We start from the raw sequence: 15,964 nt of genomic DNA, 5'->3' as shown, positions 1-15,964 counted from the left end.
CTATGAGCCAGACAATGTATAGCCAGCATCAAGCACAGTATTTCGCGTGGCAACTTACGCGTCGCTTAGACAGCGAAAATGAGGACAAGCTGACCGGCGCAATCATGGATGCGCAGATAGACCTGAACCCCCATCAAGTGGACGCTGCATTGTTTGCTTTTCGGAACCCTCTATCCAATGGAGTTTTACTGGCAGATGAAGTGGGTCTAGGGAAAACAATCGAGGCCGGCCTTGTTATTGCTCAGAAGTGGGCCGAACGTAGGCGCCGTATCCTTATTATTGTTCCAGCCAATCTTCGTAAACAGTGGCACCAGGAGCTTCAAGAGAAGTTTGGTGTGGAAGGACTGATTTTGGAGGGAGACAGTTATAAAAAGGCCAAGAAAGAAGGCGTCAAGAATCCCTTCGACGTTGGCGAAAGGATTGTCATTTGCTCCTACCAATTCGCCAAAACTAAAGCTGAAGACATCCAGATGGTTCCTTGGGATCTTGCGGTAATAGATGAGGCGCACAGGCTCAGGAATGTCTATAAAAGAGGCAACAAAATAGCAGCTGCAATTCGTGATGCACTAGGAAGTACGTTCAAAGTCATGCTTACGGCGACACCGCTCCAAAACTCATTGCTGGAGCTGTTTGGCATGGTCAGCATTATTGACGAGAAAGTATTTGGAGACCTAGATAGCTTCCGTATCAAATACGGTCGTCTAAACGACAACCTCTCCTTTAATGAGCTTCGTCAGCGGATCAAACCAGTATGCAAACGCACATTAAGAAAAGATGTCGAAGCTTACGTTCCTTACACTAAGCGAATCGCAATGGTGGAAGAATTTACTCCCTCAAGCGATGAGCAAAAGCTTTATAAACTGGTGTCAGGCTATCTGCAGCGACCTAACCTCAATGCGCTACCAAGCGGCCAAAGGCAACTAATTTCCATGGTGATGTGGAAGCTTTTGGCATCGTCATCCTTTGCAATAGCCGGAGCACTGAACTCGATAATTACTCGTCTGGAAGATGATTTAAAGAGCGATGATGCTGAAGCCGGCGTTTTTCACGATCTTAATGCCGATTATGAATCTCTAGTTGAAACTGCTGAGGAATGGCCTGATGATGAGGCAAGTTCAGGTCGCGTAGGAAATCCTAAGCGTCAATCCATTATTGACGAAATCAATGAACTCAAGTCGTTTAAAGAGCTTGCCAAGAATATAAGGAATAACTCTAAAGGAGAGGCCCTGCTCAAAGCCTTGAAAATTGCTTTTGAGAAGCTTAAAGAGCTTGGAGCAGCAGAAAAAGCCATTATTTTTACCGAATCTAGAAAAACACAAGATTATCTGCTTGAACTACTAGCGAGCAGTGAATACAAAGGTGGCATAGTACTTTTCAACGGCACCAACAATGACGCACAAGCAAAAGAAATCTACAAAAGTTGGCTGGCCAAGCACGAAGGCAGTGACAAAATCACCGGTTCTAAAACCTCGGATACACGAGCTGCATTGGTAGAGTATTTTAAGGAAAAAGGCAAAATCATGATCGCTACTGAGGCGGCGGCTGAGGGTGTAAACCTTCAGTTCTGTTCGTTGGTTATAAACTATGATCTGCCTTGGAATCCACAGCGAATTGAGCAGCGCATCGGCCGTTGCCATCGTTACGGGCAGCAGCACGATGTCGTTGTTCTTAATTTTATTGATTCGACTAATGCAGCAGATAAACGGGTTCATGAGCTCTTAAAGTTGAAATTCAAAATATTTGATGGTGTCTTTGGAGCTTCAGATGAAGTACTGGGTGCCATCGAAAATGGGGTGGATTTCGAGCGCCGGATAAAAAAAATCTATGACACTTGCCGTGATCCGGACGAAATAAAAAGTGCGTTCGATAAGCTCCAACAAGATCTGGCACACGAAATCAACACGCAGATGGTTAATACGCGCGAGCAGCTGTTTGAACACTTTGATGAAGACGTATTACAGCGCCTAAAAATCAATACTGAAGCATCTCTCGATAAATACGAACAGATGCTACTAGCATTAACACAAACAGAGCTTTCAAACCATTTTCAACTTGTTGATGGAGGCTTTGTTATTAAGTCATTGCCCGCGGGAGCACCTGATGATATCCCAACGGGAGAGTATGAACTGCCACGGCGAGACGGAGACTGTCACCTATACCGCCTTAAGCACCCGCTGGCTCAGTGGGCTATTAATACTTCCAAAACCAAGAACTTGGAGCAGGCTCACCTTGTATTTAATACTAGTGCCAGAGACACCAAGGTATCTGTTGTTGAAGAATTAAGGGGGCAAACAGGTCAACTACAAATTTGCAAAATTACAGTTGAATCCATGGAACGAGCCGAAGATCATTTGGCGGTAGTTGGTATCAACACCAAGGGTGAAGTCGTACATTCTGAGGTTTTAGAAAAGCTGCTTTCATACCCGATCCAAAGCGAGTCCCAAACCACATTCGCTCTCAACCATACCGTTGAGAAGGAACTGTCTCGAAATAAACAGGTATTACTCAGCGATATCAGTCAGCGCAATCTCAAATACTTTGAAGTAGAAGTTGAAAAGCTGGATGCCTGGGCCGATGATCTTAAAGTGGTATTAGAGCAGGACATTAAAGAAATCGATCGTGAAATTCGCGAGGTACGTAGAACCGCGAAACTCGCACCCGACCTCCATGAGAAGCTGCACTGGCAGAAACAGCAAAAAGAACTCGAAAAGCTTCGTAATAAAAAGCGCCGTGACCTCTTTGATCGACAAGACGAAGTCGACGAACGTCGCGAAGAGCTAATTACCGAATTGGAAGGTAAAATGAGCCAAACTGTAGAAGAACAAGTACTGTTCAGTATTACTTGGGAGGTTGTTTAATGGCTGATGGTGTTAAGCCTCACGAGTTGATCCAGCTATGTGAGTTACTGGGTGCTCGATTTGGGGGAAAGATTACGGGTACTGGCCCCGATGCAAATGCCAAACAACGGAATTTCTACACAAAAGCACTAGCCGCTTATTTTCTAACACAAGAGGCTGGCGCCACCGATGAGGATGCCATACACGCATCCATTGATGGCGGGCAGGATCACGGCATAGACTCAGTTTATGTAGACTCCACCCAAACTGTTTGGCTTATCCAGTCAAAATACAAAGACTCAGGTACAGGCGAAGTTGAACTCGCAGAGGTTGGCAAATTTGTAGATGGTGTTAAGGATTTAGCCAAGCAGAAATATGAGCGTTTCAATGAGCATCTGCAGGCGAAAATCCCAGCATTGAATTCCGCATTTGATTCAGGTGTGGCAAAGGTTAAAGCCGTATTGACGTATACAGGCAGCGCCCTAGGCGATGATAAAAGGCGGGTAATGTCAGATTTAGAGGATGCACTCAACCTGCCTGCGGATCCCAGTTTTTTACGCTTTATCAATTTTGGCTTGGCCTCCTTTCACCGTATCCAGCTGGGTGAGCACTTGCCAGCCCCGATAACGGCAGAGGTAACCCTGGAAAATTATGGTCATATTGACGCCCCCTATTTATGCTGCTTCGGCAGCATTACCGGCGTACAGTTAAAGTCCTTAAAAATTGAGTATGGCGAGAAGTTATTTGATGCGAATATCCGCCATTTTCAAGGTGATACAGTCGTCAATCAGGATATTTCAGAAACGATCAAGAACAACCCGGAGCACTTTTTCTACTTTAACAACGGGGTGACGTTTACCTGTGATGTAATTCGCCCAATTGGTCCACGTGACGATACACGCTCTACGGGTAAATTTAGGGTTGAGAACCTTTCTGTTATCAATGGTGCACAGACAGTCAGTAGCTTGGCGATCGATTTGGATAACGAGTGCCAGGAGCGAGATGTGAAGGTATTAGCTACCTTTATAGCTCTTGACGGAGATCTGGAAGAATTCGGCAGCAAAGTTACTCGTTTTCGCAATAATCAAAATGCCGTGTCCGATATTGATTTTGCAGCTTTGGATGAAAACCAAATTCAGTGGGCGCAAACACTTCAACAATCCGGTGTTTCCTATCGCTACAAATCTGGCGAACTAGATCAAGCTGACTTTGATGTTGAAACTGCAGCCAAAGCACTAGCCTGCTGGGCCAGTGATAGTGAGTGCAACTTAGTTGCCCAAGCTAAAAAGGATGCCAAAAAGTTATTTTCGCGGGTTTCTGGTGAAGAATTGCATAGCTCTACCTACCATTATTTGTTCAAAGATAGCCTGCAGGCTCGACAGCTATGTCGGATTGTTCAAATTCATCAATTGATACGTGATTCACTTAGATCGGATGCAAGACAGGCTACAGGTATGGACAAGGAGATTGCCGCTAATTCTCTGATGTTGTTATCTCACATCGTCTATCTGAAGACCAAACAGTACATTGATTATAACGATTTAAAGCTATCACTAGCGCACAGTAATATCGTTCGCACAACAGCACAGACGATCACGCAAACTATTATTGATGAATATAAAAAGGTCACTTGGGGAAAAACTCCCCCTTCTGTATTTAAGAACGCATCGGATCTAAAAACACTAAAAGGTGCCGTTATGGCCGCACTGGCTAATACATAGGAATTTATAAAACATGAGCAATAAAGCAAAAGCAAGACTTGAATTAACTTGGGTCGGCAAAGATAAGCGGACAAAAGTTGAGCCTCGCATTTTGATGGAAGAGCAAAGCAAATCTTATCACGCAAGTCATAAATTATCTAAAAATGATATCTTTGACAATAAACTTATAAATGGTGACAATCTTTTAGCTCTAAAAGCCCTTGAGCAGGAGTATAGTGGAAAAGTAAAGTGTGTTTATATTGACCCTCCTTTTAATACAGGCCAAGCTTTTGATCTTTATGATGATGGACTTGAACATTCTATATGGCTTGATCTAATGTACCAAAGATTAATTATTATTTATCGCTTACTTTCTAGCGACGGTCTACTATGGGTACATTTAGATGATTCAGAAGTTCATTATTTAAAGGTTATGCTTGACGAAATTTTTGGTCGAGGGTGTTTTGTTTCTCATATTTCATATGAGCGCTCTGCTGCGGCAGGTATCGGTCAGGGCGGTTTTTTAGTAGACACATCAGAGCATATCATTTGTTACAAAAAAGAAAATCTAAAAGAACACAATGTCAAGAACGCCGTCCCCTTAGAGCTAAAAACCATCAAAAGATATAACAAATATCTTTCAAATATTGGAGAAAAAAAATTAGTACGAGAATTCCCATCTAGGTCGAATGGCGAATCTGTCAAGGTATACGAATACGATTTTTTTGACATTAACAAGATATCATTAAGAGACTACGAAAAAAGGAAGAACGAAGTTGACTTACAACTAATAGAAAACTTCAATACTCTTTTTCGAACCAATCAGATTCAAAAAGAAAACTCTTTCCAAAAAGACTTAGTGTCTGAAATGGATAAAAAAAAGCTCTACTCTGTAGAATACACGCCCAGCAGAGGAAAACATGAAGGCAAAAAAACAGAACTATTTTACTATAACGCAGAGCTTTTTTCATGGTTAAAAGATACAGCAGAAGTAAAAGATGGAGTCATTGTCAAGTTCTCTAATTTAACAAACTTTTGGCGTCATGAAGATATTCCAAAAGCAGATATAGCGAATGAAGGCGGTGTTAAATTTCCTAGAGGTAAAAAACCAGAGCAGTTACTTAAACGAATTTTAGAGATATCAACAAATCCGGGTGATCTAGTTTTAGATTCGTTTGGCGGTTCAGGAACGACAGCTGCTACTGCACACAAGATGGGAAGAAGATGGATATTAGTCGAGCTTGGTGAGCAATGTAATACACACATCTTGCCACGGCTGAAAAATGTTATAAATGGCTCTGATCAAACCGGTATATCTAAAGCGGTAAATTGGCAAGGAGGCGGTGGCTTCCGCTATTACGAACTAGCCCCTTCGCTGCTTGAGCAGGATCGCTGGGGGCGCTGGGTGATCAGCAAGGCATATGACGCTGCCATGCTGGCCGAAGCAATATGTAAGCTTGAAGGCTTTACTTATGCACCTTCCGATACTGAGTGGTGGAATCATGGTTACTCTACAGAGCAGGATTATATCTATGTCACCACGCAAACTCTATCTGCTGAGCAGTTGCAGGCACTGAGTGAGGAAGTAGGCGAAGATCGTACATTGCTAGTGTGCTGTAGCGCTTTCCGCTGCAACACTGATCGTTTTCCGAACTTGACACTTAAGAAGATTCCAAAAATGGTGTTGTCTCGCTGTGAATGGGGCCACGATGACTATAGCCTTAACGTAGAAAATCTACCTATGAAAGAAGAAGTAAAAAACGATCCTCCAGCAATGCAAAGGCAGACAGGTTTATTCGACGACAACGACCATCAGGGTTAAGGGAAGCATAGAATGACTTCAAATAATACGAACCATACCAACAAGTCTCGAATCCTGAATGCCATCAATGGTCGTTTGAGTCTTCGTAAGCCCCAGGAACATTCACTTCACGCACTCGCCAAGGCAATTGAGTCGGCGCCTGACATGCTGTCTCCCACACAAAATGTTCCTGCGCTGTTAAAAACCTTGAGTGCTGAATTCCCAACCCTGGGTAATTTTGAGCGTGACTTTCCCTCATTATGTTTTGCTTTGGCGACTGGTGTGGGCAAAACACGCTTGATGGGTGCATTCATCACCTACCTTCATTTAGCGTACGGCATTAAGAATTTTTTTGTATTAGCACCGAACCTAACCATTTATAACAAGTTGATTACCGACTTTACTCCAAATACTCCCAAGTATGTATTTACAGGTATTGCTGAGTTTTCGGCGTATCCGCCAGAGATTATTACTGGCGATAACTATGAAGAACGTGGCCGAAATCTGGGCATACTAAGCCCAGTTACTATCAATATTTTTAATATCTCTAAGATTGTGTCGGAGGTACGAGGTGGTAAAGCGCCTCGGATTAAGCGTTTATCTGAGTATCTTGGGGATAGTTACTTCAGTTATCTGGCGGAGTTAGATGATCTGGTGCTGCTTATGGACGAATCCCATCGCTATCGAGCTAGTGCCGGTATGCGGGCTATTAACGAGCTTAAACCTCGCTTGGGATTGGAGCTAACCGCTACTCCTTTCACAGAATCAAATAGAGGCCCTGTGCCATTCGAAAATGTGATTGTTGATTACCCACTGGCTCGTGCGATGGATGATGGTTTTGTGAAAGAGCCGGCAGTGGTTACTCAGCGCAATTTTGACCCCAAGCAATACAGCCAAGATCAACTGGAGCGTGTAAAGCTAGAAGATGGGGTTAGACTACACGAGGCAACCAAATTAGAGCTTTTTACCTATGCTAAACAGCATAGCGTGAAGCAAGTTAAGCCCTTTATGCTCGTGATCGCTCGCGACACCACCCATGCTGCACAGTTGTTGCAGCTTATTGAATCGGAAAACTTCTTCAGTGGACGCTACAAAGGCAAAGCCATTCAGGTTGATAGCTCCAAGAGTGGTGCCGCAGAAGAAGAAATGATTTTGCGCTTGCTAGCCGTTGAAAGCGTCGATGAGCCTACTGAAATTGTCATACACGTCAATATGCTTAAAGAAGGTTGGGACGTGACCAACCTCTATACCATTGTGCCCCTTCGAGCTGCAAACGCACGCACCCTAATCGAGCAATCTATTGGCCGAGGCCTCCGACTCCCTTATGGGAAACGTACCGGCGTTGACTCGGTCGATAGACTTAACATTGTTGCTCATGACCGCTTTCAGGAGATTGTTGACGAAGCCAATAGTCCGAACAATCCGTTACGCATGAGACAGGTTATCCTGGAAAAGAATGATGGCGAGCAACCTAAAGACAGTGTGGCCGTAACTTCTAAACTTGATGCAATGATATCTGGGGAACCACTACAAAGCGCTACAGGCCATCAATACCATGTAGGAGGCGACAAAGAACGCGAGAAGCCGCTATTTACTGGTGTTGCAGAGAAGGATGCAGCGATGGTAGCTTTGCGTGTGCTCCAAAGTTACCAGAATAAACCCAATGTGGCTCCCACAAGTAAGTCCCTGCTTAACGAAGACATTCAGCAGCAAGCCTATAAAGAAGTTTCAGAGCACCTGAGCGGCAAACAGCAATCACTGCTGGAGGAAGAGGAAAAAATTAACCTGCATGAGCTGATTACTAAGACCACTCAGCTTGTGATAGAGCAAACCATTGATATCCCGAGGATCATGGTAGTGCCATCGGGAGAGATTACTTATGGGTACACCCCATTTCTGCTTGATATGGGTAACCTTAACCTTCAGCCATCTAATAGAGACCTGATTATCAGAAGCTTGCAAACGGATGAGCAAGTGAGCCTATCAAATCAATTGAGCCATAAGTATCAAAGGCTGGAAGATTATGTCGTAGAGCATCTGATTGACTATGATGATATTTCCTATGACGAGCATGCCGAGCTTATTTATGACTTGGCAGCTCAAGTTGTAAACTACTTCCGAGATGCCCACGAGTACTCAGAAGATGAACTCCACAACATATTCTTTGGTTTTGGTAAACGGATCGCAGACAACATTCACGCACAAATGGCAGAGCATTACTGGGAAAAAGCCAGCTCCTACGAAGTAACAGTCACCTCTGGTTTTATCGCACTCAAGGATGCGGCCTATACCACGAGTGATAAAGAGATCCATAACGTGCGCTCAACCGTGCTAGATAAAGGAAAAATCAAAAAGATGCTTTTTGGAGGGTTCAAACGCTGCCTATACGATGTGCAGAAATTCGACTCCGATACCGAGCGTACTTTTGCCTTGATACTAGAGCGCGAGTCTGAAAAATGGTTCAAGCCGGTCAGTGGCCAGTTTCAGATTTTCTACAAGGATGGTGTCAACCAACGGGAGTATCAACCCGACTTTGTGGCAGAGCTAAACGATAAGGTCATTATGGTAGAAACCAAAGCGCGTGGCGATCTTAAAGATGCGGTTGTGGTAGCCAAAGCAGAAGCGGCCAAAAAATGGTGCTACAACGCCTCAGGGTACCTTGATAAACACGGGGGTAAGTCTTGGTCATACTATTTAATTCCCCATGATTTAGTACATGAGAACATATCGTTGTCTCAGTTATCTAATCTTAGTGAAGCTTAGTAGTCCGATTTGGCAGATAAAAACTAACCGTAATTAAAAAGCCACCCTTGTAGGGTGGCTTCAATTAGTTAGTTATAGCTTCACTTCAGAGCAAACCTCACTCCCACTCAATAGTAGCAGGCGGCTTGCTGGAGACATCATAGGTCACCCGAGACACCCCTTCCAACTCATTGATAATCCGGTTGGAAGCCTTCTCCAGCAGCTCATAGGGCAGGTGCGCCCAGCGGGCGGTCATGAAGTCGATGGTTTCTACCGCGCGTAGCGCGATGACCCATTCGTAGCGGCGGCCGTCACCGACTACGCCTACGGATTTCACCGGCAGGAATACGGCAAAGGCTTGACTGGTTTTTTCGTACCAGCCAGAGGCGCGTAGTTCTTCGATGAAGATAGCGTCGGCATCGCGGAGAATGTCGGCGTACTCTTTCTTCACTTCACCCAGAATACGCACGCCCAGGCCGGGGCCGGGGAACGGGTGGCGGTAGACCATATCGTAGGGCAAGCCGAGTTCGAGGCCGAGTTTGCGCACTTCGTCTTTAAACAGTTCGCGCAGCGGCTCAACCAGCTTGAGCTTCATGGTTTCCGGCAGGCCACCTACGTTGTGGTGGGATTTGATCACGTGCGCTTTGCCGGTTTTAGAGGCGGCGGATTCGATCACGTCCGGGTAGATAGTGCCTTGGGCCAGGAACTCGACACCGTCGATTTTGCTGGCCTCTTCATCGAATACGTCGATAAAGGTGTTGCCGATGATTTTGCGCTTGGCTTCCGGGTCTTTCTCGCCCTTTAGCTTGCCGAGGAACAGGTCTTCGGCGTCTACGCGGATCACCTTAACGCCCATATGCTTGGCGAAGGTTTCCATGACCTGGTCGCCTTCCGCTTTACGCAGCAGGCCGTTGTCGACGAATACGCAGGTCAGTTGGGTGCCAATGGCCTTGTGCAGCAGCGCGGCCACAACAGAGGAATCCACACCGCCGGAAAGGCCGAGGAGTACGTGGCGGTCGCCCACTTGCTCACGCACGCGCTGAACCTGGTCTTCGATGATTTGTGCAGGCGTCCACAGCTTTTCGGCTTTACAGATATCCAGCACGAAGTGCTCAAGAATGCGCTGGCCCTGCAGGGTGTGGGTTACTTCCGGGTGGAACTGTACGCCGTAAAACTGCTTCTCTTCCCAGGCCATGGCGGCAATCGGGCAGCTCGGCGTGGACGCGGTCACGGTGAACTCGGCAGGCGCTTCGGCGACCTTGTCGCCGTGGCTCATCCATACGTCCAGCAGGGTTTTGCCGCTTTTCGCGTCCACATGGTCTTTGATGTCTTTGAACAGCGCGTTGTCTTCGTCGATCTGAATCTGCGCGTAGCCGAATTCGCGCTGGTTCGAGCCTTCTACCTTACCGCCCAACTGCTCGGCCATGGTCTGCATGCCATAGCAGATACCAAACACCGGCAGGCCCATTTCAAACACGCACTGGGGCGCACGCGGGGAGTCCAGTTCCGTCACGGATTCCGGGCCACCGGCCATGATAATGCCGTTGGGGTTGTACTCGCGGATCTCTTCTTCGGTGATATCAAACGCGCGGACTTCGGAATAAACGCCGATCTCACGAACGCGGCGGGCGATCAGTTGGGTGTACTGGGAGCCGAAATCGAGAATCAGAATCTTATGGGCGTGAATGTCACTCATGGCGGGGTCTCGGTTAAGCGGTGTGGGTGCCGCTGGTAAGGCCAAAAAGCAAGCGGCGAGCTTTGCCCGCCGCCGTTTTAACGTAGAAGCCTCTGATTAACTATTGCGCTTGACCATACTGCGTTAAAAATCGCCTCAAAATGCTCATTTACAGCTTGTAAACTCCGCTTTCTCGTTGATTTTTGCCTTGTCTGGTCTGCGCTCATTACGTTAATCAAAGGCTTCAAAATCATCTACTGGTTAGCTCACCCGATAGTTGGGAGCTTCTTTGGTGATCTGCACGTTGTGAACGTGGGATTCGTTAAAGCCAGCGCCGGTAATCTGGACAAACTCCGGCTTGGTGCGCATTTCCTGAATATCGCGGCAGCCGGTGTAGCCCATGGAGGCGCGCAGCCCGCCCATCAGTTGGTGAACGATGGCGCTCATCATGCCTTTATAGGGAACGCGGCCTTCAATGCCTTCCGGCACCAGCTTCTCGGCGCCTTCGCTTTTATCCTGGAAGTAGCGGTCGGCGCTGCCCTGGTTCTGGGACATGGCGCCCATGGAGCCCATGCCCCGGTAGGCTTTGTAGGTACGGCCCTGATAGAGTTCGACTTCACCGGGGGCTTCTTCGGTACCGGCCAGCAGGCCGCCAACCATCACGGCGCTGGCACCAGCGGCAATCGCCTTGGCCAGATCACCGGAGTAGCGCACGCCGCCATCGGCAATCAGCGGAATGTCGTACTCTTTGAGCGCTTCGGCCACGTTGGAAACCGCGGTGATTTGCGGTACGCCAACGCCGGCTACAATGCGCGTGGTGCAGATCGAGCCAGGGCCGATACCCACTTTAACGGCATCCGCGCCTGCTTCGGCCAGCGCCCGGGCAGCACCGGCGGTGGCGATGTTGCCGCCAATCACCTGAATCTGCGGGAAGTGCTCTTTGATCCAGCGAACGCGGTCGAGAACGCCTTGGGAGTGGCCATGGGCGGTATCGACAATGATCACATCGACGCCTGCTTCGGCCAGGGCTGCTACGCGATCCGGGGTTTCCGGGCCGGTGCCTACCGCCGCGCCGACTAACAATCGGCCGTCGCTGTCTTTGGCGGCCATTGGGTAAGTGCGGGCTTTTTCGATATCCTGGAAGGTGACCAGGCCGCGCAGGTGGAACTCGTCATCAACAATCAGCATTTTCTCGATGCGGTGTTCGCGCATTTTGGCTTTGCTGGTTTCGAGGTCGGTACCTTCTTTGACGGTAACCAGCCGGTCGCGCGGCGTCATGATCGCTTCAACGCTGTCGCCATGGTTGGGCTGGAAGCGCATGTCGCGTTCGGTCACGATACCCACCAGGGTTTCGCCTTCTACCACGGGGAAACCGGAGAAGCCGTATTCACGGGCCATGGCGAGCAGGTCTTCGAGCTTGGCTTTAGGGCTAACGGTGACCGGATCTTTCACAATCACGCTTTCGTGCTTTTTGACCTTGCGCACCTCAGCGGCTTGCTGGGTCATGGCCATGCTCTTATGGATGATGCCGATGCCGCCTTCCTGGGCCATCGCAATCGCTAGACGCGCTTCGGTAACGGTGTCCATCGCGGCAGAGAGGAGCGGAATATTGAGCGAAAGATTACGGGTCAGGCGGGTTTTGAGGCTGACATCCTTGGGAAGGACATCGGAGAAGCCGGGAACGAGGAGAACGTCATCGAACGTTAGTGCTTCTTGGGCCATACGTAGCATAGCGGCAACACCCTGATTGAGAGGAAGTGGGGCGTGAAAGGTTAATCGCCTATTATAGCGTTTTGAGGGCCTTTCCAGCAATGCAGTCAGGCTTTTGTGCTTATACCAAATGCTAATGACGTATGCTGTTAGGCTGATAGCTGGCCATTTTTAGCCTTCAAGGGGGCTTTTTGTCTCAACAGATTATTGTTTACACCGATTACGTTTGCCCCTTCTGCCTGCTAGCCGAAGAGGCCATTGTTCAGGCAACCGACGGTATGGATGTGGAAATCCGCTGGCGGCCCTTTGAGCTGCGCCCTGCCCCGGTGCCCTTAAACGTTTTCTGATCGAGCGCGGGTAATTTTATGGCCTCCCCCACTCCCTAGGCACTCTCCGTCAACCAGCGCGCCAAGCAACCCCTTAAGCGAATAGTATGGCTAAGAGGTGTATCATGCTGTTTATTATTAATAAAAGGGAACAAGGATGGCAGACCAACCTAGGCAGCTCTACTACAGCAATCCGGATAACATCACGGGGGCACGTGTTTCGCGCGATATGATGGTGACGTTATGCAGTGCTTTGGGGGAAGCGCTTGACGATCCAGATACGCGTCATTTCATTCGCAATACACGTATTCCCAATGAGCGGGAACTCTACGGTACCTTTATCAAGGCGCTGCTCAGTGATGGCTTTAATAGCCAGATTGGCCACATTGCCACTGAAGTACAGGTATCTCGTCAGACAGATGAAGCCAGCGGCAAAGGCCGAGTGGATATCATTTTCGACTATCGCAGCACCAGCTTTCTCGTCGAACTAAAAGTCATTCGTGCTTCTGTGAATGGTCGTCAACTTGGTGAAGAATACACAACAACGACACAGCGACTCGTTCGCCCGTGGCAGAAAGCCGTCAATCAGCTCATCGAGCTTGATGAAACAAGCCTGGGAAAAGCACTAAAGAAGAAGGTTATCAAGCTCCCTATCGCCCTCTACCTGCATGTGGATAACAGACAGAAGGGCAATACAGATCAATGGGAAGCGCTCAGCGCTGCAACACACGAAAGGATCGTATCTCAGTTAAATACCGATGTGAATAACGATGACCCAGCGAGCCACCACTTCAGCTATTTCCAGCCACTGACAGACCCGGTGACCACATCACGCCGAAGAGGCTGCCTCGTAGAGGGAACGCCAGACGTTAGGCTTTACGGCTTTTCTATTATTGCGGCATGCCAGTAACAACATCCGAATAATACAGGCTACTCTTTATGCGCCTCGCTCCAATACTGGATCGAGGCATCCGAAACGATGCCCTGCTCGGTACCAATACGTATCACCGCTTCCTGTAAAGCCAGCGCCAGATCGTACTGGTGACAAAGTGCCAACGAACGAATCATCCGCGAAATACGCAGGTGATTATGCCCACCTGCTTTGAGCCAAATATGCTCGCGGATATTAAGGCTCGGCTGGGCAGTAATGGTGAGCCCATCCCGAGTTAAACCCAAAAAACTCAGCATGACATCCAGCGAGACTCGCTGTTGTTCACGTAACGCGCTATCGTCTTGAAATACTTCACGCTCGACATCAGTCAGTCGTGGGGCAAAATGGTTAAAGCGGCCAACCTCAGGAATGGGAAAAAGCCATTGAATATAATCGTGGGTATGCTCTAGCCAGAAGTGAGATAAGGCCCAGATGGCATTGATATAGCGCCCTTTATGATCCGGTGCCTCGCCACGGTAAAAAGCGATCAGCGGTGTTGGGTGGTGGCCCATAGCATTTCCTCGTGATTCCCTCGGTAATACAATGATACTTTGAAGTAACGACACCACTTTACTCGACTAGCCGTAAAGATTCCCAGATTCCCTAAAGCAAGGGACAGCAATGAACGCACCAACGCCCGCTACACTCTCCGTCAGCCAACTCAACCAGCGAGCCTATAAAGCTTCTTGCCAACGTTCGGGGTAGGTCATGAGCGTTTGGATTTCTTCGGGTGCAGGTACATCACAAATCACTTGATCAAACTCATCAAGATGAGCAACACGCTGGATACCGCGCTGACATAATTTCGCTGATCCCATCAGCAGCACTTTACGGCCTGCGTGGCGCATCATGGTCTGCTTTACTTGTATTTTTTCACTGTCGAAATCGAGCAGGTAACCCTCTGCATCTATGCCTGAAACGGAAATCATCGCCACATCCAGCCGATAGCTGGTCAGTTCTTTGATGGTGCGCGACCCAGTCAGCGCCCCATCCCGCCCCGCCACCTTTCCGCCCACCACATGAATATCCAACAACTGATGCTGGGCAGCGAGCGTCAGCGCGGCCGTTAGGTTATGAGTGACCACGTGCAGCCTTTTACGGTAGTTCAACAGTTCGCGGGCAACATGATCGCAGGTTGTGCCCGTATCCAGAAACAGCGCCTCGCCTTCCTGCAACTGCGATACCGCCAGGGTCGCCATACGCCCCTTCTCTACCTGCTGCGAATCCTGTTTGGTGGCGTAGCCAAGCCTCACCTGGGGTTTTTCGATCCGAGCCCCGCCCCGAAAACGCTGGAGTACGTTGGCGTCACACAGTTTACGAATGTCGCGCCGCACGGTTTGAGCGGAACAGTTGAGCCGCTGGGCAAGAAATTCGATCGAGGCATGCCCATGCAATTCAACCAAAGCAATTAACTCGCGATGGCGTGGGTTCAAATGCGCTAGGTCAGTCATCGGTAACAAACAATCCCCTGATAAAAAAATCCGGCCTTGCGACCGTCCGTCATCAAATTGACACAGCGGGGCGCGACCATAACGATCAAATTCTTACATTTTGATCAAAACATGACTCAGACATTACAAATTTATCTTGATGAATGCCAGCGTATCATGACGCACGCAGATGAGCCTCTGTCACCCAAAATGCGTCCGCTTGGCGAGGCCGACTGGCCAGCCGTACTGCAATCCCCCTGCCAGCCCCGCGAAGCGCTGATTGCATTAAAGCGCAGTAACACGCCGATGCAGCGGCCTCCGGTGGGCGTGATTGGGCCTCGCGAGGCCACCCAGCGCCAGCTTGAAATAGCCTATGCCTTAGGCTCGGGGCTGGCCGAGCTGGGCATTCCGCTGTTATGCGGTGGCCGGGGCGGCGTTATGGAAGCGGCCAGCAAGGGAGCCGCACTTCAAGGAGGCGAGGTCATCGGCCTGCTTCCCGATACCCACGCAGAGGCTGCCAACCCTTGGGTTACCCTACCTATTGCCAGCGGCTTGGGCGAGGCACGCAACGTGCTTATCGCCCGAGCCAGTGTGCTGCTGATCGCCGTTGGCGGAAGCTTGGGCACCCACACCGAGGTGGTCTTTGGCCGCCATTTTGATAAGCCTGTACTCACCTTCCCGGACGCCCCCACTGCTGAAGGCATTACACCTGTCAGCAGCGTAGAGGAAGCCCTGCACCTCACGGCTGCCCACCTATGGGGAGTCACACAACCGTCATGAATACATCAACAAACGATCAAAATCTTACATTA

The 15,964-nt window shown here is 48.7% G+C and carries 11 protein-coding genes; 7 read left to right on the top strand and 4 right to left on the bottom strand.

Going from position 1 to position 15,964, the window contains the following annotated elements:
• Positions 1-14 precede the first annotated feature (14 nt).
• From RO22_RS03785 to RO22_RS03770, 4 genes are read left to right on the top strand one after another with little or no spacing between them, the layout of a single operon-like run.
• Positions 15-2,858 (top strand): SNF2-related protein, encoded by a 2,844-nt coding sequence (locus tag RO22_RS03785; RefSeq protein WP_084625235.1) that lies wholly within the window; start codon positions 15-17, stop codon positions 2,856-2,858.
• A complete protein-coding gene (locus RO22_RS03780) occupies positions 2,858-4,558 on the top strand; it encodes an AIPR family protein (protein WP_041157648.1) in 1,701 nt (566 codons plus the stop codon). Before RO22_RS03785 ends, RO22_RS03780 begins: the two co-directional genes overlap by 1 nt.
• Before the next feature lie 13 nt (positions 4,559-4,571).
• The gene (locus tag RO22_RS03775) at positions 4,572-6,359 is read left to right on the top strand and encodes a site-specific DNA-methyltransferase (RefSeq protein ID WP_041157647.1); all 1,788 of its coding nucleotides are present in this window, start codon (positions 4,572-4,574) and stop codon (positions 6,357-6,359) included.
• Between the two features lie 12 nt (positions 6,360-6,371).
• Positions 6,372-9,101 carry a DEAD/DEAH box helicase family protein gene (locus RO22_RS03770; protein WP_041157646.1) on the top strand — a complete coding sequence of 910 codons (2,730 nt, stop codon included), beginning with the start codon at positions 6,372-6,374 and terminating at the stop codon, positions 9,099-9,101.
• Between the two features lie 97 nt (positions 9,102-9,198).
• On the opposite strand, the gene guaA is transcribed toward RO22_RS03770, so the two are convergent.
• Positions 9,199-10,776 carry a glutamine-hydrolyzing GMP synthase gene (gene guaA / locus RO22_RS03765; RefSeq protein ID WP_041157645.1) on the bottom strand — a complete coding sequence of 526 codons (1,578 nt, stop codon included), beginning with the start codon at positions 10,774-10,776 and terminating at the stop codon, positions 9,199-9,201.
• Between the two features lie 240 nt (positions 10,777-11,016).
• Positions 11,017-12,486, bottom strand: coding sequence for an IMP dehydrogenase (guaB, locus tag RO22_RS03760; RefSeq protein WP_041157644.1), 1,470 nt, complete (start codon positions 12,484-12,486; stop codon positions 11,017-11,019).
• Positions 12,487-12,656: 170 nt separating this feature from the next.
• On the opposite strand from guaB, the gene RO22_RS24010 reads away from it, so the two are divergent.
• Positions 12,657-12,812: a DsbA family protein gene (locus RO22_RS24010; RefSeq protein WP_235270465.1), complete on the top strand. Its 156-nt coding sequence runs from the start codon at positions 12,657-12,659 to the stop codon at positions 12,810-12,812.
• A 136-nt stretch (positions 12,813-12,948) separates the two neighbouring features.
• A complete protein-coding gene (locus RO22_RS03755) occupies positions 12,949-13,701 on the top strand; it encodes a hypothetical protein (RefSeq protein ID WP_022519928.1) in 753 nt (250 codons plus the stop codon).
• Between the two features lie 20 nt (positions 13,702-13,721).
• Here the strand turns inward: RO22_RS03755 and RO22_RS03750 are convergent, their stop codons facing one another.
• On the bottom strand, positions 13,722-14,234 hold the full coding sequence (locus tag RO22_RS03750; protein WP_052475501.1) for an opioid growth factor receptor-related protein: 513 nt from the start codon (positions 14,232-14,234) through the stop codon (positions 13,722-13,724).
• A gap of 162 nt (positions 14,235-14,396) precedes the next feature.
• Positions 14,397-15,173: a DeoR/GlpR family DNA-binding transcription regulator gene (locus RO22_RS03745; protein WP_041157643.1), complete on the bottom strand. Its 777-nt coding sequence runs from the start codon at positions 15,171-15,173 to the stop codon at positions 14,397-14,399.
• A 111-nt stretch (positions 15,174-15,284) separates the two neighbouring features.
• Between RO22_RS03745 and RO22_RS03740 the strand changes: the two genes are divergently transcribed.
• Positions 15,285-15,932 carry a DNA-processing protein DprA gene (locus tag RO22_RS03740; protein WP_200890218.1) on the top strand — a complete coding sequence of 216 codons (648 nt, stop codon included), beginning with the start codon at positions 15,285-15,287 and terminating at the stop codon, positions 15,930-15,932.
• Positions 15,933-15,964 lie beyond the last annotated feature (32 nt).

The sequence above is a fragment of the Halomonas sp. KHS3 genome, from assembly GCF_000830495.1.
GTDB lineage: Bacteria > Pseudomonadota > Gammaproteobacteria > Pseudomonadales > Halomonadaceae > Vreelandella > Vreelandella titanicae.
The sequence above is the reverse complement of the archived record's forward strand: the minus strand, read 5'-3'. Positions and strand labels throughout refer to the sequence as shown.

Bases quoted from the DNA above. Each gene is read 5' to 3' on its own strand.
- RO22_RS03785 (WP_084625235.1), top strand. From the start codon at position 15: ATGTATAGCCAGCATCAAGCACAGTATTTCGCGTGGCAACTTACGCGT.
- guaA (WP_041157645.1), bottom strand. From the start codon at position 10,776: ATGAGTGACATTCACGCCCATAAGATTCTGATTCTCGATTTCGGCTCC.
- RO22_RS03755 (WP_022519928.1), top strand. From the start codon at position 12,949: ATGGCAGACCAACCTAGGCAGCTCTACTACAGCAATCCGGATAACATC.
- RO22_RS03770 (WP_041157646.1), top strand. From the start codon at position 6,372: ATGACTTCAAATAATACGAACCATACCAACAAGTCTCGAATCCTGAAT.
- RO22_RS03780 (WP_041157648.1), top strand. From the start codon at position 2,858: ATGGCTGATGGTGTTAAGCCTCACGAGTTGATCCAGCTATGTGAGTTA.
- guaB (WP_041157644.1), bottom strand. From the start codon at position 12,486: ATGCTACGTATGGCCCAAGAAGCACTAACGTTCGATGACGTTCTCCTC.
- RO22_RS03775 (WP_041157647.1), top strand. From the start codon at position 4,572: ATGAGCAATAAAGCAAAAGCAAGACTTGAATTAACTTGGGTCGGCAAA.
- RO22_RS03750 (WP_052475501.1), bottom strand. From the start codon at position 14,234: ATGGGCCACCACCCAACACCGCTGATCGCTTTTTACCGTGGCGAGGCA.
- RO22_RS03745 (WP_041157643.1), bottom strand. From the start codon at position 15,173: ATGACTGACCTAGCGCATTTGAACCCACGCCATCGCGAGTTAATTGCT.
- RO22_RS03740 (WP_200890218.1), top strand. From the start codon at position 15,285: ATGACTCAGACATTACAAATTTATCTTGATGAATGCCAGCGTATCATG.